We start from the raw sequence: 24,136 nt of genomic DNA, 5'->3' as shown, positions 1-24,136 counted from the left end.
TCAGGTATAATCCCCTCCAGTTTCAGTGTCATTCAGGGCTCAGGGCTCTAGCAACAGGATTCCAGTGTGAATAAAGAGCCACTCTCTGCCGTTATCATCACGCTTAATGAAGCATCTAATATTGCGGATTGTATCGCCTCACTCAGTTTTTGCGATGAAGTGGTCGTGGTTGATTCCGGCAGTACGGATGACACGGTAGCGATCAGCGAATCGCTGGGCTGCAGAGTGGTTGTGCAGCAATGGCTGGGCTTTGGCAAACAAAAGCAGTTTGCGGTTGAACAGGCCCGGCACCACTGGGTACTCTGCCTCGACGCCGATGAGCGGATCAGCCCGGAGCTGCAGCAGAGTATCGAGCACTTTATGCGCAACCCTGCCAGCCATGCCTGCCAGATGCCCCGGCGAAACCGGTTTATGGGCCGCTGGCTTTACCATGGTGAAGGCTATCCGGATATCAGCCTGCGTTTATTCCACCGGGCGCACGCAGCCTGGAGTGATGACCCGGTTCATGAAAAGGTGGTCAGTCAGGCTGAACCGGCAACACTCAGCGGAGATATACTGCACTTTTCTCAGGAAACGCTTGAGCAGTACCTGAATAAGCAGAACCGCTACACCTCGCTTCAGGCGGAGCAACTTTTTCAGAAAGGAAAAAAGATTGGCGTGGCTAAACTGCTGCTCAGCCCTTTGCTGCGGTTTATTAAATTCTATTTAATCCGTCAGGGGTTTCGCGACGGGCTCCCCGGTCTGGTCCACATCCTGATTGGCTGTCTCAACTCATTTTCCAAATACGCTAAAACGATCGAAAAAATCAAAGTTAACGAGAATAAGTAGTCCCGTGCCGATTTCATTGCCTAACCCGATCAGATCAATGCTGACCCTTTTATCAGGCATACTCCTGATTGCTTTCTCTATATCAGTCCAACTGAGAGATGCACAGGGCGTGATGCTGTCTGCGTTAGCGGCACTGCTGTTACTGTCCTCACCCGAGTTCCGAAAGCTGATCGCAATCCGCTCGGGTCTCATATTGTGGGCAGCCCTGATCGGCCTTGCCGCATTGTCGGTAAACTGGAGCGTTGCCCCGGATCTCACCCTCAGCGCCATCAAAAAAGAGCTGCTTTATCCCCTGTTTGCTTTTGGCATTTTTTATCTGTGTTGTCAGCAATCAACCCTGCAGAACTACACGATCATCGGTCTGGGAATTGGCTATACCGCCCTGTTATTTCTGTCCATTAATTTCAAGCTGGGTCTGATAAAAGGGGGAAGCGACTATTACCTGATGGTGGGCGATACTTCGACCCTGATCACTTTAGCCGTCTGTGTCTTCTGCTCGATCTGTATCAGCAACCGAAGACTCTGGATACTGTTACTTGCCTTAACAGGGCTGGCTGTGAGCGGTTACAGCCTTTCTCTGATCCAGAACCGAATGGCTATTATCTGTGTCGGTTTTGTTGCGGCGTTTTTCAGTCTGGTAGTCCTCTTCGATGTTGTTAAATGCCGCAAACAAAGAGGCCTGGTACTCATCCTGATTCCCATACTCCTTGCTGTTTCCACCCTAACTGCACTGAATATGAAGCAGAGCGGCAACATTAGCGAAGTCACCGCGCTGAAAAAAGACCCACGCGCTAACACGCTCTGGCCGTTCTATCTCAGCCAATATGACCGCGCTCCTCATCGTGGTTTTGGTTATGGTTATTCGATTCCGGGTCAGGCGCTATCTGATGAGATGCCAGAAAACTTCAACAGCAATTACCGTCTTCACGCCCACAACGTCCTTTTAAACCGCTATCTGCAGTTAGGCTGGCCGGGGCTGTTGTTATTTATGGCACTGTACGGCTGGCTGATTTACCGTATGGTATTACTCTGCAAGCAGCCGGAAAACCGGCACCTGGGCCTGCTTGGTATCAGCCTGACACTGGTATTTTTCCTGAAAAGTATGACGGATGATTTTTTTATCCGGAATAACATTATTATCTTCTGGGCGCTGATGGGGCTGATTCTGGCATCCGCGGTTCGACCTGCAAAAAAAACTGAAACCGAGGCCATCAAGTGAAACAGATTCTGGTTGTACGCAGAGACAATATCGGCGATCTGGTATGCACAACTCCCATGCTCACCCTGCTGCGTCAGCGTTATCCGGATGCCGAAATCACCCTGCTGGCCTGCAGTTATAACGCGCCGATTCTGGAAAATTGTCCGGATATTGATGACCTGTGCTTCTACGTTAAAGCCAAGCACCGTGGCACCCGCAGTCGTTTTTCGATCTACCTTGAGCGCTTCCGGTTACTGCGTCGGCTCAGACGTAAACAGATCGATCTTGCCATTCTGGCGACACCCTCACCTGACCGTCATGGTCTGAAACTGGCCCGTCAGGCCGGTGCGGCCCGGATTATCGGTGTTGATGATGGCAGCCTGGGGATCAAAGACGCCGTTACACCAGACTCATTAGAAGGTCTGCATCAGGTAGAAAAGATCTGCCGCATCGCCGGTTTTAAGGATAAAGCCATTCCCGCTCTCAGCCTGGCGGCCACCCCGGAAGAACAGCAATATGCCCGACAGCAACTGGCGAACAGTGGCGCAACCCAACTGGAACAGGGGATCGCGGCTTTTCATATCAGCGCCCGTAAAGCCTGTAACCAATGGCCTGCGGAAAAATTTGCCGAACTGATCAATGCCTACCGGGCGGGTTCTGACAGACCCGTCATGCTGCTCTGGAGTCCCGGCTCACAACACGACCCGCAGCATCCCGGCGATGATGAGAAGCTTGAGCAGTTACTGCAACTCACTGACCAAGTAGACAATATTATTCCCTTCCGCACCGAAAACCTGCGGCAACTGGTGGGCGCGCTCTCTCTGGCGCAGATTATGGTCTGCAGTGATGGCGGTGCCATGCATGTTGCCAGCGGGCTGGGTGTACCGGTTGTTGCCCTGTTTGGATACCCCGGCGCAGATCAATGGCGCCCCTGGGGCCAGCATCGTATTATGCATAAAGAACCCCTCACCGACCTGACCAGCGCCGAAGTGCTCGACGCTATGCAACAGTTGGCTTAATCAAATGAGTGAATCTATGTTACGTATTGGATTGTTGATCGACTCCCTGATCGGCGGCGGCGCCGAGCGCGTGGTATTGAATTTTGCCGGGGGCCTGGCCGATATGGGACACGATGTTCATATCATTCTGGTCAAAAATGAGCAGCAACATCAGGCCGCCTCCGACCGCTACCAGATACACTACCTGTCTGAAGACGGAGAACTGGCCGAAAACCGCTGGCAGAATAAAAAACTACTGGCGCAGGCGCTGCGGGATAAGGTCACACAGATCGAGAACGATGGCCAGAAGTTCGACTTCTTCACCTCCAATGCAGAAGATATGGATCGCCTCAGCGGGATGGCCGCACTGGAAAACGTCTATATCCGCTACCGCAACTCGATGGTCAAGTACATCGAAAACAAAGTCGGTAATAAAACCGGGCTGAAACGCTGGATACGGCAGTGGCGGTGGACCCGAAAGTTCCGCAGCATCTACAGTGGCAGAAATATTGTTACCGTATCCGATGCCCTGCAGGATGAACTGGTCAATCAGGTCGGTATTAAACCGAAATCGATCCGCACCATTTACAATCCGTTTGATTTCGATCTGTTACGCAGCAAAGCTGCCGAACCGATCGATCCGGCCCTGAAACCCGATTCTCCGTATATCATCTACGCGGCTAAGTTTGAAAATCGCAAGCGTCAGGACCTGCTGCTGAAGGCCTACGCCAAAGCCAATATCGAACAGAAACTGGTCCTGATCGGTGGCACCTATACCGAGTCAGACAAACGCTGGTATGAACAGATGCTGGCGTTGATTGACGATCTGGGCATCAAAGACAAAGTGATTCTACCGGGTTTCCAGAGCAACCCTTACGCCTGGGTCAAAGGGGCCGAGCTGTTTGCCATGTCCTCCGACAGTGAAGGGCTGCCCACGGTTCTGATCGAATCCCTGATCGTCGGTACGCCGGTAGTCAGCACCAACTGTCCGACCGGACCTTCCGAGATTCTCACCGGAGAGTTCAGCCGCTTCCTGTCACCCACGGACGATGTCGACGGCCTTGCCGCCAATATCCGCGCGGCGCTGGAGGAATACCCGGCAATCAGCGACGAATACCTGCACAAGTTTTCGATCCGAAACTCGCTGCAGCAATATATCGATCATCACCGCCAGTTGCAGGGTTAAAAGTGATCCTGATGCAGCAGCGACGCCAGTTGCTGCTGCACCTCCTGCAGCGTAATAGCCTGCATACAGACCGCTTTTTCGCAGCGATCAGTGCCACGATTACAGCGCTGCAACCAGGGTATTTCCCGCTTGAACATCACATGCTGATCCCGGCAGGCAACCGGTTTATGAATCGCCCGATAGTTATCCTGATTCCAGAAGCGACAGTTACCAAAGACTGCGGGGTTACCCGGCCCGAACAGGCACAGCGTCGGCGTATCACTGAGCCGGCCGAGATGACTGATACCCGTGTCCGGGCAAACCAGCGCAGCGCTTTGCTGCAGCAATCGGCAGAGCTGTGCCAGCGACAGCTTACCGGCCAGATTGATCTCCCCCGGCATGACACCGATCGCTTCAACCAGAGGCTCCTCACCCGGGCCTCCACTCCAGACCACCTGAAACCCCTCTGCGGTCAGTCCGTCTGCCAACTGTCGCCAGAGGGCAGGGGACCACAGCTTCAACGCTGAACTCGCCCCCACATGCAAAACCACAAACCGGCCCGGGATCTCAGGCAGTATCTCAGCCTGACTGGTCTCCGGAAGCGGCCACTGCTCAGGACTGAAGGGCGCCGGATAGTCCCCCTCCAGCATCAGGGTATTAATATCCGCCCAGTGCATAGGTGTATCGGGGTAATCGTAAAACTGATCTACCAGCCAGCTTTTATACGCCGGGCGATCACCGGAAAACGCTTTGATCCACCGGGCTCCCATCGCATAGGCGAGAATACTGTAACGATTATCTGCCGGTACGAAGGCCAGATCGTAGGGCCCCGAAGCGATCAGCTCACGATAACGCTCGGTTTCAGAGGGATGATAAGGCAGATAATTCACACCATAAGGCTTACCGGCATAGAGTGAAGCTAAGGCTTTCTGGCCTAACATACAGATTTCCGCATGCGGGTACTGCTGCCGAATTTTTGCCAGCAGCGGCGTCAGCATCAGGGTATCGCCCAATAGCAGATGGTGTGCAATCAGAACCTTTTCCGGGGCCTTTTGTGGCGCCCGGCGGAACAAGTGGCCAGGTAACCGTTTCAGAACCGCACTCAGCGTCACCAGACGGGATTTAAACCGGCTCACGAACGCGTCCCCCCGTGCCAGACAAAAGTGACTGATACAGCGCCAGCAATTGCCCTGCCAGATTTTCCGGAGTACAGGCCGCCACTCTCTGTCGGGCCGCGACTGAAGATCGCTGCCACTGCTGCGGATCTTTTAACTGCCCCAGTGCAGCAGCCATAGCATCAACATCGAGGGCATCAGTGACAAACCCCTCTTCGCCCTGTCGGATAAACTCCGCGCCGCCGCACTTACGCGAGGTGATTACCGGCAGACCACTGCTCATCGCTTCCAGTATGACATTGGGAAAGGGATCATACAGAGTTGGCAACAACAGCAGATCCGCTGCGTTGTAATACTCCGGCATCTCTTTTTGTACGCCGGCAAACAGGACCCGTTCAGCACACCCAAGACGGGCCGCAAGTTTCTCATAGCGACGCTGTTTTTTATCTTTACCCACCACCAGCAACTGATAGTCAGGCTGTTTAGCCACCGCCCCGATAGCCGCTTCCAGACCTTTCCGCTGAAAACCCGAACCCACATAGATCGCCACTGGTTTATCAGTTGCCAGCCCCAGTTTCTTTTTCAGCGCCTGTTTTTGATCTGCGGTGACTGGCTTAAAGCGCTCGCCATCCACCGCGTTATAGATCACATGAATCTTATCTGTAGGGGTGGCGAAGTGCTGGATGATTTCCTGCTTAACCATCTCCGAATTACAGATCACTGCCTTGAGCTCAGGATGAGTGAACAACGCCTTTTCTGTGGCGAGCTGGTAGCGGTGAAAAGCACTGCGCTGCTGCCAGAAACGCTGCAGACAACCAATAACCCGATCACGCTGCTGCAGCCAGACTTTATGTACCCCGTCTCCGGCGCGATAGATATCACAACCGGGAATACGCTCGTGAGACTGGACCAGATCAAACTGATGTTCCTTAAGCAGTTGCAGCGCCTTCCCGGCAAACGCCTGCTCACGCTCAACCCTGCCCCGCTGTTGCGGATCGCACTGCAGTACCTGATAGCCGGAACGGTTTTCCCCTTCCCAGCCGCGGGTAATCACGCTGACATCCAACTGAGACGTTTCAGCCAGTGCCGCCAGAGCCTGAGAGACAAAACGTTCTGCTCCGCCATCCGGCCGGTAGCGCTGTCGGATAATTGCCAGACGGGTCATTCTGTCAGCCACTCCATCGCCGCAGCGCACACCCTCTCGACCTCAATCATCGTGAGACAGTCGCTGACTTTGCTGCCGCCGCAGCCATCCTGCCCGCAAGGTCGGCAGGAGATGTCCGATGCAATCACCTGATTCGGTGACATCCAGGGGCCCCATTCGTTATCGCCGCTGGGCCCGAACAGCGCCACCGCAGGGGTCTGCATCGCCGCTGCAATATGCATGGGCACCGAATCGACCCCCACAAACAGATCGGCACGATCGATCGCTGCGGCCAGTTGTTTCAGGCTGAGCTTGCCCGCCAGATTCACAACCGGCTGTTCAACCGACTGCAGAATTTCTTCGACCATGTTCAGCTCTTTTTCTGCCGGGGCAGCGGTCACGACGATATTCATCCCCTGCTGCTGCAGATAACGGATGACCGCTGCAACCTTGTCTGCGGGCCAGGTTTTAAACATCCAGCGCGAGGTCGGGTGTAGCAACACCGTTTTACCGGCTGCTGCAGGCCACTGATCAGCAACCTTTTTCACGTCAGCCTCTGCCACCGCCAGCAGCAATTTTTTGTTTTCACTCTGCGGCTGAACACCAATATGACGCAGTGCATCCAGATGCATATCTACCGTATGGCGTCGGTTGCCGGCCGGTGACGCATAGTGATGAGTAAAACTGTTTTTCCACAAGCGGTTACTCCGGCCGGGGTATTTTCGAACCACGGAATAAGCCGGTTTCAACAGCCGGCTCAACCAGGCACCGCGCCAGCTCTCGGTCAGGTGGATCAGCAGATCATAATCGCGCGCTTTTAACTGCTTCAGCAGGCCGCGCTCCTCCGCCAGATGCTTACCGGCACCCAGCTTTTTCCACTGACGATCAATACAGTGCAACTGGCTGATCGCAGGATGCCCGGCCAGCATTGGCGAAGTATCCTCATACACCAGAGCATCGATCTCAAGATGCGGGTATTGCTGTTTCAGTACCTGAAACACCGGTGAGCTGAGCAGGACATCGCCATGATGCCTGAGCTTGGTCACCAGCACCCGCCGGCACTGGCTCAAATCGATCTCTCGCGACATTAACAACCTGCCTGCTTATACAGTTTCTGTTCGCCATCCGGCTGGGTTTTAAAGCGTTTGTGCACCCACATATACTGGGTCGGCGCTTTGCGAATCCCCTTCTCCAGGGTCAGATTAACGATTTCCGCATCCTTCAGCTCATCGCCACTGGGAAATCCGGGCACCGGCTCAATCTCAATAATATAACCACTACCATCCTCTTTGCGCCGCTGGGAGAGCGCCACCATCGGTGAATCGTTGAAGCCCACCATCTTCGTGGTTGCGGTGACCGTCGCGGCAGTCTGCCCGAAAAAAGGCACAAACACCGAGTTGCGACTGCCGAAGTCCTGATCCGGACCGTACCAGACCACTTTATTCTTTCGCAGGCTGCGAACGATACTGCGCAGATTAGCCCGCTCAACCGGCTCTCCAAAGCGCTCACGGCCTCGCTGAATCAGCCGTTCCATCAGTGGATTATTATGTGCCCGGTACATTGTCACCAGAGGTTTGTCATAGAAGGAGAACAGCATCCCGCCCAGATCCAGATGCGAATAATGAGCCCCCAACAGAATCACGCCTTTACCCTGCTCAAGCGCCTGATCCAGAACCTCCCTGCCAAGCACCTCGGTGTGTCTGCGAAACCAGTCCGGATCACTCCAGTATGCCCACGCGGTCTCGATCACTCCCACCCCGTTATGGCGAAAGACATCTTTAACAAAGTTTTGTTTTTCTGCAGCACGGAGCTCGGGAAAACAGAGACCGACATTCACCTCAGCAACCCGCCGTCTCTTTGGAATCGCATAGTAGAGCAGCATCCCCAACGCATTACCCACAGCAACACCCAGCCGGAAAGGTAACAGAGAGGCGATTCTCAACAGGCCAAAGCCAAGCCACACCGTCCAGTATTTTGGCGCGTAAAAAGAAGTAGTTTTAGCCACAATAGATCATTTCGCTGAAGACAAAAGGCAATTATAACGGTCAGGATGAATATCAGCCAGACAGTTGGGTGTTGCGCCGCAGAACGGTACAATAACCCCTGTTTCATCAATTCAAAGTAACGATTCATGACAGAAACCACGGCTGCTCCGGAAACCGGTATGCGGGTCTACCTGCGCCTGCTGAAATATGTACGCCCCTATCTGCTCGCCTTCTCGGTCGGTATTGTCGGCTTTATCCTCTATGCCGCGAGCCAGACCGCTTTTGCCGCTCTGATGGAGTATCTGGTCGACGCCATCGGCGATCAGAATAAAGAAGCCTATATCTACGGCCCTCTGGCCCTGATGGGAATCGCGTTTGTCCGCGGCATAGGTACCTTTACCGGGAACTATTTTACCGTGTATGTGGCCCGCAACATCGTCCACAAACTGCGTACAGAAATGTTCGAGCGCCTGCTCTCTCTGCCGTTGCAGTATTTTCATGACAATGCGTCCGGCCAGGTACTCTCCAAGCTTTCATTTAACGTCGAGCAGGTCACCAGTGCCGCCACCCATGCGCTTAAAATCGCCATCCGCGAAGGGATGACGGTTCTGTTGCTGCTCTGCTACCTGATCTTCCTCAACTGGAAATTGTCACTGGTATTTGCTGCCACCTCGCCGTTCATTGCTCTGGTGGTGATGTACGCTTCAAAACGCTTCCGCCGGCTCGGTCACCGCATTCAGGATTCAATGGGCCATGTTACCCATGCGGCATCTGAAGCGATTCAGGGGATCCCGGTTGTCAAAATTTTTGGTGGTGAACAGTTCGAGAAAGAACGCTTTTTCCGTGCCAGCGAACATAACCTTAAACAAAGCCTGAAGATGGCAATCACCGAAGGGCTGAGCACGCCTATCGTGCAGTTAATTGTCTCCTCGGCTCTGGCGTTGCTGATCTTTCTTGCACTGCACCCGATGATCGCTTCAGACATGAGTGCCGGTGAGTTCATCGCCTTTATCACAGCCGCCGGCCTGATCGCCAAGCCGCTGCGCTCTCTTACCGAAGTCAATGCCACTATACAGCGAGGCATCGCTGCATCTGAAAGTATCTTCCAACTGCTCGATGCTGAACGGGAAGAGGATCAGGGCAATCTCAGGCAGCAGGGTGTTAAAGGTCATCTCGAGCTGAACAACCTCAATTTTTCCTATGCCCCTGACAAACCGCTACTGAGAGATCTCAATCTGGATATCCAGCCAGGCCAGACCATCGCACTGGTCGGCAAATCCGGCAGCGGTAAGTCGACGCTGGCCAACCTGATTCCGCGTTTTTACGATACCCAACCCGGGAGTATCCTGCTCGATGGCAAAGCGCTGACCGATTACTCCCTGAGTAATCTGCGCGAGCAGATCGCACTGGTAACCCAGAATGTCGTGCTGTTTGCGGGCAGTATCCGTGACAATATCGCCTACGGCAGTATGGAAAATTGCACTGATGAAGAGATTCTGGCCGCCGCCGAAGCCGCTCATGTGATGGAATTTGTCAGCCGCCTGCCGGAAGGGCTCGACACTGAAGTCGGAGAGAAAGGGATCAAACTCTCCGGCGGTCAGCGACAGCGTATTGCCATCGCCCGGGCGATTCTGAAAAATGCACCGATCCTGATTCTGGATGAAGCCACATCAGCGCTGGATACCGAATCGGAACGCCATATTCAGGCAGCGATGACCAACGTTATGCAAGGCCGGACCACGCTGGTGATCGCGCACCGTCTCTCAACCATTGAGGATGCCGACCAGATTGTGGTGATGGACAAAGGCCAGATTATTGAACAGGGCAGCCATCAGGAACTGCTCAATCTGAAAGGCGCTTATGCCGCCCTCTACAATATGCAATTCAGCGAAGACAACACAGTGACAGGCGATAACGCCGGTAGCGGAGAGAACTAGATGAAAATTCAAATGCCACGTTTCGACAAAGCGCAGGTTCTGGTCGTTGGCGACCTGATGCTGGATCGCTATTGGCACGGCCCTACTTCGCGCATCTCCCCGGAAGCTCCGGTTCCGGTTGTCAAAGTGGAACAGCATGAAGATCGTCCCGGCGGTGCCGCCAACGTAGCCCTGAACGTTACCGCGCTCGGCGCCGGTGTATCGCTGGTAGGTCTGGTAGGTGAAGATGAAGCCGGGCGTGCGCTGAAGGAGCAATTGAGTTCCGCACGGGTCAACTGCGTCTTTGCGCATACCGATCAGGAACCTACGATTACGAAACTCCGCGTGATCAGCCGCCACCAGCAACTGATTCGTCTGGATTTTGAAGATAAGTTTGCTGCAGATTACAGTGCCCGGCTGGAAAACTCGGTCAGCCCTCTGCTCGATAATGTCAGCGTGCTGGTGCTGTCTGACTACGGCAAAGGCACCCTGTCCGACTGCCAGAGCCTGATCAGACAGGCGCGCGAAAAACAGGTTGCGGTGATGGTCGACCCTAAAGGCTCCGACTTTGGCCGCTACCGCGGTGCAACGCTGCTGACACCGAACCTGTCCGAATTTGAAACCATCGTCGGCCCTTGTGCAACCGAGGAAGAGCTGGTCAGTAAAGGCCAGCAGTTACTGGCAGATCTGGAACTGGAAGCCCTGCTGGTAACCCGCAGTGAACAGGGTATGACCCTGATCCGGGCTAATCAGGAGGAACTGCATTTCCCGGCCCGGGCGCGTGAAGTTTTTGATGTAACCGGTGCCGGCGATACCGTGATATCTACCCTGGCAGCCGCACTCGCTGCCGGTGAAGATCTGGCGAATGCCGTTGCCCTTTCCAATATCGCCGCCAGTATTGTGGTTGGCAAACTGGGTACCGCTGCAATCAGTGCACCTGAACTACGTCGTGCCGTCAGCCAGGAACAGGGAGCAGAACGCGGCGTAGTCACCGAAGAGCAGCTCAAAATTGCCCTTGCTGATGCCCGCGCAGCCGGTGAAAAGATCGTCTTTACCAACGGCTGTTTCGACATTCTTCATGCCGGTCATGTCGGCTATCTGGAACAGGCCCGTGCTCAGGGCGATCGTCTGGTTCTGGCCATTAACAGCGATGAATCCGTCAGCCGCCTGAAAGGCCCCGGTCGCCCGATCAACCCGGTTGAACGTCGGATGGCAGTCCTTGCCGGACTCGAAGCCGTGGACTGGGTACTGTACTTCAGTGAAGACACCCCTGAGCGTCTGCTGGAACAGGTACGTCCCGACGTACTGGTGAAAGGCGGTGATTATGGTATTGAGGGCGTCGTCGGCGGTGAATTTGTCCGCAGCTACGGCGGGGAAGTCAAAGTGCTCTCGTTCCTCGATAACTGTTCAACCACGGCGATTGTGGAAAAAATCCAGCAGGACAAAGAGTAATCTTTTAAGCGGACTGGCCGGTAAACCTTACCGGCCAGATACTTGCTCCAACGCTTTCACATTGGCTTTCAGGTGCTCTGGATTGATCGTACCGACAATCGCAGAAGACACGCCCGGATGCGCAAAGATAAACTCGAAGCTGGCAGCCACCGGGTCGCGCTCCTGATCCAGACAGAGATGTCCCGATGCCAGCGCTTTCTTCAGCAGAATACCTTTCCCCTCAGCAGCCGCGTAATCGAGCACCGGCTCCTCTTCCCGATGCGCCAGATTGTAAGTCACCATGGCACAGTCGGATTGAGACAGGGCCAGCAGGCCACCCGCCACCGTTTTAGTCGACATACCGGTAACACGGATCTTACCTTCCGCTTTCAGCTCCTGAAGCTGCTGCAGAATACCGTAGCGACGAATAATCTCTTCATCATTCCCATCAGAATGCACCAATAGCATATCGATATAGTCGGTATTGAGGCGCTGCAGGCTGCGCTCCACACTGTAACGCACATGTTCCGGAGTGAAATTAAAGCTCGATTCGCCCGTCTCGCTGTCGAACTCTTCGCCCACTTTGGAACAGATCAGCCACTCATGCCGCTGCCCTTTGAGCAACTGGCCGAGACGTTCTTCACTGTTACCGTAAGCCGGCGCAGTATCGATCAGGTTGATCCCCAGATCACGCGCCAGATTGATCAGCGCCAGCGCCTCCTGATCCGAAGGAATCTTAAATCCAGACGGGTATTTAACCCCTTTATCACGCCCGAGTTTGACCGTTCCCAGCCCCAGTTGGGAGACCTCAAGGCCGGTCCCGGCAAAGTTACGTCTGATCAAAATAACTCTCCCATACCGGACGCGTAGTTGCGGGTTTCGGCAGCAGCGACAGAGCGCTGAGGTCAGCCTGTGGATAACCCGGTTCCGGACAAAGCGCTAAGACCTGATCCGCCAGATCCGGGGATAGCGCCAGCTTGGTCGGCCAGGCGACGATACAATTACCTGCCGCCTGCGCAAAACCTGAATCGGGCCGCACCAGTGAAGACTGTTTTGGCTCAGCCCGATCCACACGGAGGCAGTTCCACTGTGCATCGCTCAGATCCACCCAGGGCAGCAGATCCGCCATCGCCTTGCGGGCAAAAGCGATCTGCTCATCATGTCCGCGCTCAACACCGGTTTCTGCAATATCCCCGCCCAGATACCAGACCTGAGCCCCATCTTCGCAAGGATGCGTAGTAATCGTCGCCACCGGTTTACTGCCGGTACCAATGCAGTGGGCGAAAGTTGGCAGGTTAAGACGATGCTTCACCATCACCATATGCAATGGACGCCGCTGCATCTCTGGCTGGTTCAGGCCCAATTGTGGCGCCAGCTCGGCAAACCCTTCACCCGCAGTCAGCACGACCTGCCGAGGTTGCAGGCACAGACCATCGGGAAAACGAATGTCAGTCAGTTGATCGCCGGAAAACACCAGCTCAGCCTGACAGATATCTGCCTGAAAAATCCGCTCTTCAACCGGTTCCCGCAGAGCATCAATCAGTGAAGGCACATCCAGCACCAGCTCATTCAGCCGATACAGCGAACCTTTAAATCCGGGATTGCGAAATACCGCCGGACGGTCAGCGGCAGACACCTCTTCCACCCGACCACGGAACGCCTTAGTCGCAAAGAAGGTCGTCATCCTTGAGCCCAGAGAGCCTTTAGACCACATATAATGGGCATCCGATAACAAGCGGACCTGAGTCAGGTCGAGCTCGCCATGCCCGGCGAGACAGTCGCGCCAGCGCTGCGGCATCTCTTTGATGGTATTCGATGCCTGAGTCAGGACGCCGTTCAGCGCGTACTTCGTACCGCCGTGAATGATCCCCTGAGAGCGCACAGTCTGGCCCCCGCCCAGGCAATCCTTTTCCAGTAAAATCGCATTCAACCCGGCTTTAACCGCCCGGTTCAGCGTCCACAGTCCGGCGACACCGCCGCCAATGATGATAAGATCAAGCTGCACATTATTCATGCCGGCATTATAAGCGCAGGCCGGGCCAAGTTAAATCAAAGAAGCGGCCTCACCGATCTGCAATGACCTGACGGAACTAAAGCCAACACAGGCAGACTAATGCTATCAGCCCGCCCGATTTTGAGGATAACCCGCACACCATGAAAAAACTCTCCCTGCTGATATTACTGGTTGTTGTGGTTGCGGCAGCGTTTTTCGCCTTCGATCTTGGCCAGTACCTGAACCTTGAATTTATCAAAGCCAATCAGGCGCAGTTTCAGCAGCAACTGAGTGAGCAGCCGCTGCTCACCTCTGCGGTTTTTTTCACCCTCTACGTACTTGTCACCGGCCTCTCTCTGCCCGGCGCCACGATCATGACGTTGATTGGCGGGGCCTTGTTTGGTTTCAGCACCGGCTTACTGCTGATCTCTTTTGCCAGCACGCTGGGGGCGACACTGGCGTTTCTCTGTTCACGTTTTCTGCTGCGCGATCAGATTCAGCAACGCTTCGCAGGCACGCTGGATAAGATTAACCGGGGTATCGAGAAAGAGGGTGCCTTTTATCTGTTTACCCTGAGACTGGTTCCGCTGTTTCCGTTTTTTGCTATCAATCTGGCAATGGGGCTGACCCGGATCCGCCTCTGGACTTTTTACTGGGTCAGCCAACTGGGGATGCTGGCGGGCACGGCGGTCTACGTCAATGCCGGTACGCAACTGGGCCAGTTGCAATCCACCCGCGACATTCTCTCCGGAGAAATGATTCTCTCTTTCTCTCTGCTGGGACTCTTCCCTCTTGTAGCAAAAAAGTTGCTGGATCGATTCCGCGCGCACCGGGTTTACGCCGGATTCAGAAAACCGGATAGATTTGACACTAATCTGCTGGTGATTGGCGCCGGCTCGGCCGGGCTGGTCAGTGCCTACATCGCGGCGGCGGTCAAAGCCAAAGTCACTCTGGTGGAGAAACACCGGATGGGCGGTGATTGTCTGAATACCGGCTGCGTTCCCTCGAAAGCGTTAATCCGTTCGGCCCGGTTTATTGCCGAAAGCCGAAACAGCGAGCACTACGGTATCGCAGAAGCGGAGCTGAAATTTGATTTCGCCGAGATCATGCAGCGGGTCTCCCGGGTCGTGAAGCAGGTCGAACCCCATGACTCCATCGAGCGTTACACCAACCTGGGTGTCGACTGCATACAGGGTCAGGCGACAATACTGAACCCCTACGAAGTGGTGGTAAACGGGGAGATTATCAGTTGCCGTAATATCATCATCGCCAGTGGTGCCCGGCCGCACATCCCGGCGATTAATAATATCGAGGCGATGCAACCACTGACATCAGACAACCTCTGGCAACTACGTGAGCAACCAAAACGTTTACTGGTGCTCGGTGGCGGCCCGATCGGATGTGAGCTGGGGCAATGCTTTGCCCGTTTTGGCAGCGAGGTTACGATGCTGCTGCGCGGCAAGCGGATCTTGCCGAAAGAGGACCCGGATCTCTCTGCGGAGGTCAGCCGTCAGTTGCAGAGCGAAGGGGTCAACATTCTCACTCAACGCAAACTGCGCGAGTTTATCGAGCGCGACGGGGAACGTTTTCTGATCTGCGAATACCGCGGCAAAACTGAGGAGATCGGCTTCGATCAGGTGCTGGTGGCCACCGGCCGCCAGGCCAATACTGAAGGGTTCGGGCTGGAGAATCTGGCTCTGGATCTCAACCCTGACGGCACCCTGCGGGTCAATGAATATCTGCAGACCCGGTTTCCGAATATCTACGCCTGCGGCGATGTGGCCGGGCCTTACCAGTTTACCCACGCAGCGTCACATCAGGCCTGGTATGCATCGGTTAATGCCCTGTTTGGCCGTTTCAAACGTTTTAAAGTGGATTATGCAGTGATCCCGATGGCAACCTTTACCGATCCGGAAGTTGCCCGGGTTGGCCTGAATGAACAGGAAGCACGGGCACAGAGTATTCCCTACGAGGTCACCCGGTTTGACCTCAGTGAACTGGACCGGGCAATTGCCGATGGCAGTAATCGCGGTTTTGTTAAAGTCCTGACCCAACCGGGTCGCGACAAAATTCTCGGCGCCACTATTGCCGGCCCCCATGCGGCGGAACTGATCAGCGAGTATGTCACCGCCATGAAGCACGGGCTTGGTCTTAACAAGATTCTTGGCACCATCCATATCTACCCGACCCTGAGTGAAGCCAATAAATATGCCGCCGGGGAGTGGAAACGCGCCCATGCGCCGCAAAGAATCCTCAACTGGCTGGCGAAGTTTCACCGCTGGCAACGGGGTCAGAAATAACGGGGCTCAGAAATAACGCAGTCGGATAAGCCGGATCAGTTCCGGCAGTGCCTGACGCAACCAGCGCCATTGGTAGGTCAGCGTCAGCCTGATCCAGCCCTGATTCCTGTAGCGGCGGGCGCTGGTATAGAGCGGCCGGGTGCATTCATGCAGACAGATGCCACGCTGACGTAACCGCCATACCAGCAGATGATCTTCACCGTACCGGGCTTCCGGGTAGCCTCCCGCTGAGCGGAACAGCTCACGGCTCAGGGCAAAGCCCTGATCACCAAAAGGCACGCCGAGCCATCGCGAACGCAGATTCGCTCCCCAGGCGTTCACCCCCATGGATGCAGGTCCGTCGTTCATAAACGCCAGACGGCAATAGTGCAAACGCTCAGGGTAACGCTGCAGATTAATCAGCAACTGCTCACTCAACTCTACTGAAAATCGGCTATCCAGATGCACAAACCAGAGAAACTCGCCGCGCGCCTCAGTTGCCCCAAGATTCATCTGCTGCGCCCGCCCCGCCGGCGCAAACAGCCATCTCAGTGAACAACAATCCGCTATCGACCGGGTTGCCTGTTGCAACGACTGTTGCGCGACAGGGTCGCAGCCAACAAAGATCAGCTCCCAGGCTCCTTTAATCTGACGCAGATCGGCCAGCAGTCCCGATGGAATTCCGGTCTCTCCGGGGCCGACCGGTACAATCACCGACAATCGCGGTTCAGGCACTCAACAGATCCAGCAGCTCAGTTTGCGCCTCATTCAGTGCTGAGCGAGGGGTCAGTACCGCCGCTGCCAGACTACTGCGACAGCCGCAATCGCCACGGTGCAGTGGCCGGCGAATATAGGCACTTAATACCTGTTTCGCCCGTTCCAGACTTTCACCATAACGGCTGATCACCTGCTCAACGCTGACATGCTGAGCCGGGTCATCCTGCCAGCAATCATAATCGGTGGCGATCGCAATGGTGCAGTAACAAAGCTGGGCTTCACGCGCCAGAAACACCTCCGGCACATTGGTCATCCCCACCAGATCACAACCCGCTGCACCCCGCAGGAAGAAGCTCTCTGCCCGGGTGCCCAGGCGCGGGCCATCAACACAGGCATAGGTTTTATTCCGATGGACTTTTTCCCCGACGGAACCTGCCGCCTGCTCCAGCCCGTCCGCCAAACAGGCACAACTCGGTTCAGCCGTAGAAACATGCGCGGCGATGCCATTACCGAAAAAGGTTTTCTGCCGCGGACCTTTAACAAAATCAAAGTACTGATCAGGGAGCGACAGATCGCCGGGGCGGATCTCCTGTTGCAGACTCCCCACCGCAGACACCCCGATCACCTGAGTCGCGCCCAGTTTTTTCAGCGCCCAGATATTGGCCCGGTAGTTCACCTCCGATGGAAGTAGCTGATGCTGCTGACCGTGTCGCGGCAGAAACAGCAGTTCCTGACCTGCCATCTGCCCCTGAACAACCGGTGCAGAAGGATCGCCAAAAGGGGTCGACAGCGCATGCTCCGCAGTGACCTCCAGTCCGTCCAGTTGATAGATACCGGTACCGCCAATAATTGCTAACAACGTGCTCTCCTTAACCTTCACTGCAGGAAGCGCCGTAAGCAAAACAGCTATAGCAACGATGATGCTTCATGCTGATTCGCTCTTGCAGGCTCTGTTTCAGGCTTGCGCCCAGATCATACTCTTCATCATCATCGACCAGCGTGCAGGCATAGACCCGCATCCGGCCATTTTTCTTCACAATCATCTTACTGTAGGCACACATAAACTCCCGCCGACTCGCCTCATCCTGATAAGTCGTCATACAGGCGGTCGTTACCTGAGGCACCTGCGGCAGACTGCCGGGGGTCGCAAAATCGGGAAACGCGACAATGTTCAGATCCTGCGGTAGTTCCCAGTCAGCAAACAATGCCCGGTACGCCGCTTCAACTGCCACTTTATCTTCATCTTTTCGCATATGCCGGGCCACTGAAACGGTAAATCCAGCCTGATGCAGTCGCTGTAACCCGCACATCGCTTTAACGAAATTACCTTCGCCCCGCCCCGCATCGTGCGCCTCCGCCGAAGGATGATCGATACTGATACGGAAACTGACCGGATGTGCGGCCTGCTTTAAGCCGGCTACCTCATCCATGCGTTGCTGAATCGCCTCAGTGCCATTAGTCAGAACCAGACAAGGCCGGTGCTGTGCTGCATAGGCGAGAATTTTAACCAGTTGTCTGGCAAGAAACGGCTCCCCCCCCGTGAAAGAGAACTGCTCAACCCCCAGCTCAAGCGCTTCATCGATATAGGGCTTAACATCGTCAAACTTAATCAGTTCAAGACGTTTATCACCCGGTGCCGAGCCCTCAAGGCAAAACGGGCACTGCAGGTTACAGGCGGTGCCGGTATGAAACCAGAGCTCACGCAGCCGGTGTGGATCAATATAGCCCCGCGCTTCGCCCTGCGGGGTGTAAAACCAGTTTTCGCTACGGATATACTGCATCAGCTTCTCTTCGGTATCAGTCCCGGGTTAAGAATTATAAAAACGATTTTGGGAGCACCTGCGCGATCTGTTTGAGTAAAGCCTGACGCGCAGGCCGTGGGTCAGACGCCAGATCAACGGCCAGTTTAAGCAGATCATCCTGCAGATCGATATCGTAACCCGGTCGGATAAAACCCGCTTTGAGCCCATGATCCGCGCAGGTCTGACAGAGCGCTTGCCCCAGCCGTTCGGTACTCCATGGCAACGGCCCCAACTCAGGCCATGGCTGTCTTGCCCCCATCAGGATCACGCCACCATCGTCGGCAGCACTGAAAACCACCGGGTATTCCGTCAGCGCCTGAGCCGCTTCTGCATAATGCTCGGCGGTCAGCATCGGCGCATCGCTGCCGATAATGATGATTCTCTGATGCCCCTGTTTCCTGAGCACCTGATCCACCTGATTAATACGTTCGCCCAGATTACCCGAAGGCTGTGGCTGCACCAGAAGATCCGGGCGCTGCGGCAACAGGGCCTGTGCCCAGGCGGTATCCTTTGCCGTTGAAGGAGAGATCACCACCGGCCCCGGCCAGTCCGCCAGATCCTCCAGCGCACAATTCAGCAGTGCACGGGCCAGCAACACTGCACTTTCAGCCCCCAGCGTGGCGGCCAGTCGTTGTTTCCCCTGATTTAGAAGCGGCTTTTTACATACCAGCAGCAGAGTGGCAGATACCTGTTTTTCCGGCAAGATCACATTCTCTTAAACGCTAACTTTTTGATAGACCAGAGCTTAACCTCAGAGTTCAGCAGATAACACCGCTTTAATCCTTTATCAGAGCTTCTGCTAACCCGGCGGCTGTGTTAAAAAAGGGCTACAGAAAGAGACGCAGGATTCCTATGAACAAGGTTATCGATTTACTCAACGCCCACCGCTCAATTCGAAAATTTACCGATCAGACCGTCAGCCAGGAACAGGTCAACCGATTTGTTCAGGCAGGCCAGGCCGCCGCCACCTCCAGCTTTATTCAGGCCTGTACCGTCATTCAGGTAAATAATCCGGAAAAACGCAGCTCGCTTGCCGAGTGGGCGGGAAATCAGGCGTACGTAAAAGACGCTCCTGTGTTCCTGGTGTTCTGCGCCGATATGCACCGACATAAAATCAGTTGTGAAATGCATCAGGCCGAGATGCTCTCCGGATTCACTGAACAGTTTATTACCGCCACGGTCGACTGCGCGCTGTTTGCGCAAAATGTCGCGATTGCCGCAGAGTCCGAAGGTCTGGGAATTGTTTACATCGGCGGTCTGCGTAACCGGATCGATCTGGTCGCAGAGAGCCTGAACCTGCCGGAACTGAGTTACCCGGTATTTGGTATGTGCATCGGCCATCCGGATCAGAATCCTGAGGTGAAACCTCGTCTGCCGCTTGAAGTGGTCCTGAAACAGGACAGCTATGATGACAGCGCTGACCGGGAGATCATCGCCGATTACGATCATGCGGTCCGCGAGTATTACGCAACCCGTACCGGCGGACAGAAAGAGATGACCTGGAGTGAACAGATCTCCGGTATGCTACAAAAAGAGGCTCGTCCTCATATGCTTTCTTTTTTACAATCTAAAGGTTTTATCAAACAGTAGTCCTTTTTCAAGGTAGAAGTTATGCGCAGTCAGGATGTCGCCGGAGAAAAGTTATGAGCGAAGTAATCGATACTGAAGAATCGCTTGATCTGTTACTTGCCCGGCAGCCCGTATTTAACAAAAGCCAGGATGTAGTCGCCTACGTATTGCTGTATCGCAATGATGCTGAGAAAGCACCGCAGACGATCAATGACCATCTGGCCACCTCTTCAGTTATTCTCAATACCTATGCCAGTATCTGTCAGGATGGTCAGGTCCGCTCTCTGCCCTGCTATATCAAGCTGACCGACAAGACCCTGATGGCCGACACCTTTCCGGAGTTGCCAAAAGAGCACTTCATTCTCGAAATTCTCGGCCACTCCGATATCACTCCTGAGTTTGTTGAACGGGTAGCCGAGCTGGCCAAGCAAGGCTATCGTCTGGCCCTTTCCGACTACCGGCCCGACAGCAAATATGAGCCACTGCTGAAACTTATCCACATCCTGAAACTGGATATGCAGACTATCGGTCTGGATCAGCTTCCGCAGGTTGTGCAGAAGTTGCGCCCTTACCATCTCGAACTGCTGGCCGACAAAGTCGAAAGTCAGGATGAGTTCCGCCGCTGCCATGAGCTGGGCTTCGCTCTGTTCCAGGGTTACTTCCTGAGTAAGCCGGAAGCGGTTAAAGGGAAAAAGCTCGGCAGCAGCAAAGTACTGCTGATGCAGATGATGGTCGAACTGCAGAACCCTAACGCGACGGCTCAGTCCGTAGAGCAGCTGGTGATCAATGACCCTCTGCTGACATACCGGATTCTCCGCGTGGTTAACTCTGCCGCCTTCAGCCTGCAGCGTGAAATCGAATCGCTTTCCCACGCCATCAGCCTGCTCGGTTTCGACCAGATCCGTAAATGGGTCAGTCTGTTCCTGGTCACCGACACGCAGGAGAAACCGGAGGAGCTGACCCGCAGCATGCTGGTTCGCGGCCGGATGTGTGAACTGCTGGCGGAGATGCTGGGACGCGATCAGCCGATCAATAACTTTATTACCGGCCTGTTCTCCAAACTCGATGTCCTGCTGGATATGGAGATGGAAGACCTGCTCAAACAGGTACCCCTGCAAGCCGAAGTGAAAGCGGCACTGCTCAATCACGAAGGCCAGCTCGGTCAGATACTGCAGCAGGTGAGCCAGTATGAAAGCGGTGACTTCGAGCAGATGAACCTACTGCTGGATCAGGCTTACTACGAGGCTGCCTACCGTCACAGCCTGACCTGGTCACAACAGGTGATGATGACCCTGTCTGACAGCGCTGCAGCCTGAGTTCCGTGCCACTGCTGGAAAACATAGATCTGGTCCTGCTGCTGATTGTATCAGCGGCGGGCACCTCTTTCGTCACCGCAGCGATGGGCATTGGTGGTGGTGTCATGCTGCTGGCGATCCTGGCGTCCGTACTGCCAGCCGCTGCACTGATTCCGGTTCATGGGCTGGTCCAGCTCGGATCAAACGGCAACCGCGCGATCATGACCCGGCAACATATCGACTGGTGCATGGTAAAAAGCTTCAGCGCCGGCGCTCTGCTGGGTGCGTTCGCCGCCTCCTTTGTGGTTATTCAGCTCCCCCTGGAACTGATCCAGCTCTGCGTGGCCCTGTTCATTCTCTATCTGGTATGGGGCCCGAAACCCGGCTCCGCCCAGCTCAGTGAAAAGGGCCAGTTTCTGGCCGGCGGCGGTACGACCTTTATCTCCATGTTTGTCGGGGCTTCCGGCCCGCTGGTTGCCGGCTTTGTGCATCGGCAGAGTTACGACAAAGAAGCCACCACCGCTACCTTTGCTGCCTGCATGAGCGTGCAGCATCTGCTGAAAATGCTGGTATTTTCACTGGTCGGCTTTGCTTTCTGGCAGTGGCTGCCGCTGATTATCCTGATGATTCTCGGGGGAGTGGCCGGTACCTGGCTCGGACTGAAAATGCTCAACCGTATCCCGGCTGAAAAATTCCGGCTGATATTTAAAACGCTGGTCACCCTGCTGGCGCTGCGTTTGCTGTGGCAGGCGCTGCAAACCTACCTCTGAATCCCGTTCACAAAAAAGGCAGCCCGAGAGGCTGCCTTTTCATTTTTACTGCAACTAAAACCTCTTAGTCGAGCTGAGACAGGTCGCGTACGGCGCCTTTATCCGCAGAGGTCGCCAGTTTCGCATACGCTTTCAGCGCGGCAGAGACTTTACGCGGACGCTCTGCAACCGGTTTCCAGCCAAGCTTATCCTGCTCTGCACGACGCGCCGCCAGCTCTTCATCAGACAACAGAACATCGATGCTGCGGTTTGGAATATCGATACGGATAATATCACCGTTACGCACCAGACCGATCGCACCACCCGCCGCCGCTTCAGGAGAAACGTGACCGATAGAAAGACCAGAAGTACCGCCAGAGAAACGACCGTCAGTCAGCAGGGCACAGGCTTTACCCAGTCCTTTGGACTTGATGTAAGAGGTCGGGTAAAGCATCTCCTGCATACCCGGACCACCTTTCGGCCCTTCGTAACGGACAATCACAACCTCACCGGCAACCACTTTATCATCCAGAATATTGGCCACCGCCTCATCCTGAGATTCCGTGATATGGGCAGGGCCTTCAAACACCAGAATCGACTCATCAACACCGGCAGACTTAACCACACAACCGTTTTCTGCGATGTTGCCTGTCAGCACTGCCAGACCGCCCTCAAGGGAGAACGCATGTTCAAGGGAACGGATACAGCCGTTTGCACGGTCACCATCCAGTGATGTCCAGCGCTCGCTCTGACTGAAAGCCACCTGAGTCGGAATACCCGCCGGGCCGGCTTTATAGAACTCCTTCACGGCATCAGACGGGTTACGCATGATATCCCACTTATCCAGTGCTTCTTTCATGCTTGGCTCATGTACCGTCGGTACATCAGTATGCAGTTTACCGGCACGGTCCAGTTCACCCAGAATGCCCATGATGCCACCGGCACGATGCACATCTTCAATGTGATATTTCTGCGTATTCGGCGCGACTTTACACAACTGCGGTACTTCGCGGGAAAGACGGTCAATATCATCCATGGTGAAATCGATCTCCGCTTCCTGAGCGATGGCCAGCAGGTGCAGAATCGTATTGGTGGAACCGCCCATAGCGATATCCAGTGTGATGGCGTTCTCAAACGCCTTGAAGCCAACGGAGCGCGGCAGAACCCGCTCGTCGTCCTGCTCGTAGTAGCGTTTTGTCATCTCAACGATAGAACGACCCGCCTGCAGGAACAGCTCTTTACGATCCGCATGAGTCGCCACCACCGTACCGTTACCCGGCAGCGCCAGACCCAGCGCTTCCGCCAGACAGTTCATGGAGTTGGCAGTAAACATACCGGAACAGGAGCCACAGGTAGGGCAGGCAGAACGCTCAACCGCATCCACTTCTTCGTCAGAAGCGTTCGGATCAGCCGCCAGTACCATCGCATCAACCAGATCCAGCTTGTGCTCTGCCAGCTTGGTTTTACCCGCTTCCATCGGACCGCCGGTGACAAAAATGACCGGAATATTCAGACGCATAGACGCCATCAGCATCCCCGGTGTGATCTTGTCACAGTTGGAGATACAAACCAGCGCATCGGCACAGTGCGCGTTAACCATATACTCCACGGAGTCAGCAATGATATCCCGCGAAGGCAGTGAGTAGAGCATGCCATCGTGACCCATAGCGATGCCGTCATCCACCGCAATGGTGTTGAACTCTTTTGCCACACCACCCGCTTTTTCGATCTCACGTGCCACCAGCTGGCCCATATCCTTAAGATGAACATGGCCCGGTACAAACTGGGTAAAGGAGTTGGCAACAGCGATAATCGGCTTGTGGAAGTCTTCATCCGTCATGCCGGTTGCACGCCAAAGCGCACGCGCACCAGCCATATTACGACCCGCAGTCGATGTTTTTGAGCGATATTGCGGCATAAAATTTGACCCTTGGAGTAATTATTTGTTCTCA

Annotated in this window: 21 protein-coding genes; 10 read left to right on the top strand and 11 right to left on the bottom strand. The window is 54.9% G+C overall.

The window, feature by feature from the left end; translation table 11 throughout:
* The first annotated feature begins 66 nt into the window (after nt 1-66).
* Genes QUD59_RS09315 through QUD59_RS09300 form a run of 4 tightly spaced genes read left to right on the top strand, consistent with a single transcriptional unit; the run spans nt 67 to nt 4,210 of the window.
* Nucleotides 67-828 carry a glycosyltransferase family 2 protein gene (locus QUD59_RS09315; RefSeq protein ID WP_286236637.1) on the top strand — a complete coding sequence of 254 codons (762 nt, stop codon included), beginning with the start codon at nt 67-69 and terminating at the stop codon, nt 826-828.
* A 37-nt stretch (nt 829-865) separates the two neighbouring features.
* Complete coding sequence (locus tag QUD59_RS09310) at nt 866-2,047, top strand: O-antigen ligase family protein (RefSeq protein ID WP_286236635.1); 1,182 nt, start codon at nt 866-868, stop codon at nt 2,045-2,047.
* On the top strand, nt 2,044-3,045 hold the full coding sequence (locus tag QUD59_RS09305) for a glycosyltransferase family 9 protein (RefSeq protein WP_286236634.1): 1,002 nt from the start codon (nt 2,044-2,046) through the stop codon (nt 3,043-3,045). Before QUD59_RS09310 ends, QUD59_RS09305 begins: the two co-directional genes overlap by 4 nt.
* A gap of 16 nt (nt 3,046-3,061) precedes the next feature.
* Nucleotides 3,062-4,210 carry a glycosyltransferase gene (locus QUD59_RS09300; protein ID WP_286236633.1) on the top strand — a complete coding sequence of 383 codons (1,149 nt, stop codon included), beginning with the start codon at nt 3,062-3,064 and terminating at the stop codon, nt 4,208-4,210.
* Here QUD59_RS09300 and QUD59_RS09295 read toward each other — a convergent pair.
* The 4 genes from QUD59_RS09295 to lpxL are packed head-to-tail and all read right to left on the bottom strand — an operon-like array spanning nt 4,207 to nt 8,453.
* A complete protein-coding gene (locus QUD59_RS09295; protein ID WP_286236632.1) occupies nt 4,207-5,325 on the bottom strand; it encodes a glycosyltransferase family 9 protein in 1,119 nt (372 codons plus the stop codon). The two genes, QUD59_RS09300 and QUD59_RS09295, sit on opposite strands and share 4 nt — an antisense overlap.
* Nucleotides 5,312-6,469 carry a glycosyltransferase family 4 protein gene (locus QUD59_RS09290; protein WP_286236631.1) on the bottom strand — a complete coding sequence of 386 codons (1,158 nt, stop codon included), beginning with the start codon at nt 6,467-6,469 and terminating at the stop codon, nt 5,312-5,314. The genes QUD59_RS09295 and QUD59_RS09290 overlap by 14 nt, the downstream gene beginning before the upstream one ends.
* Complete coding sequence (gene rfaQ, locus QUD59_RS09285) at nt 6,466-7,536, bottom strand: putative lipopolysaccharide heptosyltransferase III (protein ID WP_286236630.1); 1,071 nt, start codon at nt 7,534-7,536, stop codon at nt 6,466-6,468. Before rfaQ ends, QUD59_RS09290 begins: the two co-directional genes overlap by 4 nt.
* Nucleotides 7,536-8,453 (bottom strand): LpxL/LpxP family Kdo(2)-lipid IV(A) lauroyl/palmitoleoyl acyltransferase, encoded by a 918-nt coding sequence (gene lpxL, locus QUD59_RS09280; protein ID WP_286236629.1) that lies wholly within the window; start codon nt 8,451-8,453, stop codon nt 7,536-7,538. Before lpxL ends, rfaQ begins: the two co-directional genes overlap by 1 nt.
* Before the next feature lie 126 nt (nt 8,454-8,579).
* On the opposite strand from lpxL, the gene msbA reads away from it, so the two are divergent.
* The gene (gene msbA, locus QUD59_RS09275; protein ID WP_286236628.1) at nt 8,580-10,370 is read left to right on the top strand and encodes a lipid A export permease/ATP-binding protein MsbA; all 1,791 of its coding nucleotides are present in this window, start codon (nt 8,580-8,582) and stop codon (nt 10,368-10,370) included.
* Nucleotides 10,371-11,801: a bifunctional D-glycero-beta-D-manno-heptose-7-phosphate kinase/D-glycero-beta-D-manno-heptose 1-phosphate adenylyltransferase HldE gene (gene hldE / locus QUD59_RS09270; protein WP_286236627.1), complete on the top strand. Its 1,431-nt coding sequence runs from the start codon at nt 10,371-10,373 to the stop codon at nt 11,799-11,801. It abuts the gene before it with no gap.
* 27 nt (nt 11,802-11,828) lie between these two features.
* Here the strand turns inward: hldE and QUD59_RS09265 are convergent, their stop codons facing one another.
* On the bottom strand, nt 11,829-12,623 hold the full coding sequence (locus QUD59_RS09265; RefSeq protein WP_286236625.1) for an aldo/keto reductase: 795 nt from the start codon (nt 12,621-12,623) through the stop codon (nt 11,829-11,831).
* Nucleotides 12,610-13,794 carry an NAD(P)/FAD-dependent oxidoreductase gene (locus QUD59_RS09260; RefSeq protein ID WP_286236624.1) on the bottom strand — a complete coding sequence of 395 codons (1,185 nt, stop codon included), beginning with the start codon at nt 13,792-13,794 and terminating at the stop codon, nt 12,610-12,612. Before QUD59_RS09260 ends, QUD59_RS09265 begins: the two co-directional genes overlap by 14 nt.
* A gap of 140 nt (nt 13,795-13,934) precedes the next feature.
* On the opposite strand from QUD59_RS09260, the gene QUD59_RS09255 reads away from it, so the two are divergent.
* The gene (locus tag QUD59_RS09255; RefSeq protein ID WP_286236623.1) at nt 13,935-16,073 is read left to right on the top strand and encodes a dihydrolipoyl dehydrogenase family protein; all 2,139 of its coding nucleotides are present in this window, start codon (nt 13,935-13,937) and stop codon (nt 16,071-16,073) included.
* 6 nt (nt 16,074-16,079) lie between these two features.
* On the opposite strand, the gene QUD59_RS09250 is transcribed toward QUD59_RS09255, so the two are convergent.
* Genes QUD59_RS09250 through QUD59_RS09235 form a run of 4 tightly spaced genes read right to left on the bottom strand, consistent with a single transcriptional unit; the run spans nt 16,080 to nt 19,274 of the window.
* Nucleotides 16,080-16,787, bottom strand: coding sequence for a TIGR04283 family arsenosugar biosynthesis glycosyltransferase (locus QUD59_RS09250; protein WP_286236622.1), 708 nt, complete (start codon nt 16,785-16,787; stop codon nt 16,080-16,082).
* The gene (gene mtnP, locus QUD59_RS09245; protein WP_286236621.1) at nt 16,780-17,628 is read right to left on the bottom strand and encodes an S-methyl-5'-thioadenosine phosphorylase; all 849 of its coding nucleotides are present in this window, start codon (nt 17,626-17,628) and stop codon (nt 16,780-16,782) included. The genes QUD59_RS09250 and mtnP overlap by 8 nt, the downstream gene beginning before the upstream one ends.
* Nucleotides 17,629-17,638: 10 nt before the next feature.
* Nucleotides 17,639-18,550, bottom strand: coding sequence for a radical SAM protein (locus QUD59_RS09240; protein WP_286236620.1), 912 nt, complete (start codon nt 18,548-18,550; stop codon nt 17,639-17,641).
* A 34-nt stretch (nt 18,551-18,584) separates the two neighbouring features.
* Nucleotides 18,585-19,274 carry a TIGR04282 family arsenosugar biosynthesis glycosyltransferase gene (locus QUD59_RS09235; RefSeq protein WP_286236619.1) on the bottom strand — a complete coding sequence of 230 codons (690 nt, stop codon included), beginning with the start codon at nt 19,272-19,274 and terminating at the stop codon, nt 18,585-18,587.
* A gap of 149 nt (nt 19,275-19,423) precedes the next feature.
* Here QUD59_RS09235 and nfsA point away from each other — a divergent pair, with 149 nt between their 5' ends.
* From nfsA to QUD59_RS09220, 3 genes are read left to right on the top strand one after another with little or no spacing between them, the layout of a single operon-like run.
* Entirely contained in the window at nt 19,424-20,161 is a 738-nt protein-coding gene (gene nfsA, locus QUD59_RS09230; protein ID WP_286236618.1) for an oxygen-insensitive NADPH nitroreductase, read from the top strand.
* A 53-nt stretch (nt 20,162-20,214) separates the two neighbouring features.
* Complete coding sequence (locus QUD59_RS09225) at nt 20,215-21,456, top strand: EAL and HDOD domain-containing protein (RefSeq protein ID WP_286236617.1); 1,242 nt, start codon at nt 20,215-20,217, stop codon at nt 21,454-21,456.
* Between the two features lie 5 nt (nt 21,457-21,461).
* Nucleotides 21,462-22,205, top strand: coding sequence for a sulfite exporter TauE/SafE family protein (locus QUD59_RS09220; RefSeq protein WP_286236616.1), 744 nt, complete (start codon nt 21,462-21,464; stop codon nt 22,203-22,205).
* A gap of 64 nt (nt 22,206-22,269) precedes the next feature.
* On the opposite strand, the gene ilvD is transcribed toward QUD59_RS09220, so the two are convergent.
* Nucleotides 22,270-24,102, bottom strand: a complete 1,833-nt coding sequence (ilvD, locus tag QUD59_RS09215; RefSeq protein WP_286236615.1) for a dihydroxy-acid dehydratase — start codon at nt 24,100-24,102, stop codon at nt 22,270-22,272.
* Nucleotides 24,103-24,136: the final 34 nt, after the last annotated feature.

The sequence above is a fragment of the Neptuniibacter halophilus genome, from assembly GCF_030295765.1.
Lineage (GTDB): Bacteria > Pseudomonadota > Gammaproteobacteria > Pseudomonadales > Balneatricaceae > Neptuniibacter > Neptuniibacter halophilus.
Note: the sequence above shows the minus strand (reverse complement) of the source record. Positions and strands in the feature narration are given on the sequence as shown.

Excerpts from the sequence above, each read along its gene's own strand:
- QUD59_RS09310 (WP_286236635.1), top strand. The coding sequence starts at position 866 with ATGCTGACCCTTTTATCAGGCATACTCCTGATTGCTTTCTCTATATCA.
- QUD59_RS09300 (WP_286236633.1), top strand. The coding sequence starts at position 3,062 with ATGTTACGTATTGGATTGTTGATCGACTCCCTGATCGGCGGCGGCGCC.
- QUD59_RS09290 (WP_286236631.1), bottom strand. The coding sequence starts at position 6,469 with ATGACCCGTCTGGCAATTATCCGACAGCGCTACCGGCCGGATGGCGGA.
- rfaQ (WP_286236630.1), bottom strand. The coding sequence starts at position 7,536 with ATGTCGCGAGAGATCGATTTGAGCCAGTGCCGGCGGGTGCTGGTGACC.
- msbA (WP_286236628.1), top strand. The coding sequence starts at position 8,580 with ATGACAGAAACCACGGCTGCTCCGGAAACCGGTATGCGGGTCTACCTG.
- hldE (WP_286236627.1), top strand. The coding sequence starts at position 10,371 with ATGAAAATTCAAATGCCACGTTTCGACAAAGCGCAGGTTCTGGTCGTT.
- QUD59_RS09260 (WP_286236624.1), bottom strand. The coding sequence starts at position 13,794 with ATGAATAATGTGCAGCTTGATCTTATCATCATTGGCGGCGGTGTCGCC.
- QUD59_RS09255 (WP_286236623.1), top strand. The coding sequence starts at position 13,935 with ATGAAAAAACTCTCCCTGCTGATATTACTGGTTGTTGTGGTTGCGGCA.
- QUD59_RS09240 (WP_286236620.1), bottom strand. The coding sequence starts at position 18,550 with ATGCAGTATATCCGTAGCGAAAACTGGTTTTACACCCCGCAGGGCGAA.
- nfsA (WP_286236618.1), top strand. The coding sequence starts at position 19,424 with ATGAACAAGGTTATCGATTTACTCAACGCCCACCGCTCAATTCGAAAA.
- QUD59_RS09225 (WP_286236617.1), top strand. The coding sequence starts at position 20,215 with ATGAGCGAAGTAATCGATACTGAAGAATCGCTTGATCTGTTACTTGCC.
- ilvD (WP_286236615.1), bottom strand. The coding sequence starts at position 24,102 with ATGCCGCAATATCGCTCAAAAACATCGACTGCGGGTCGTAATATGGCT.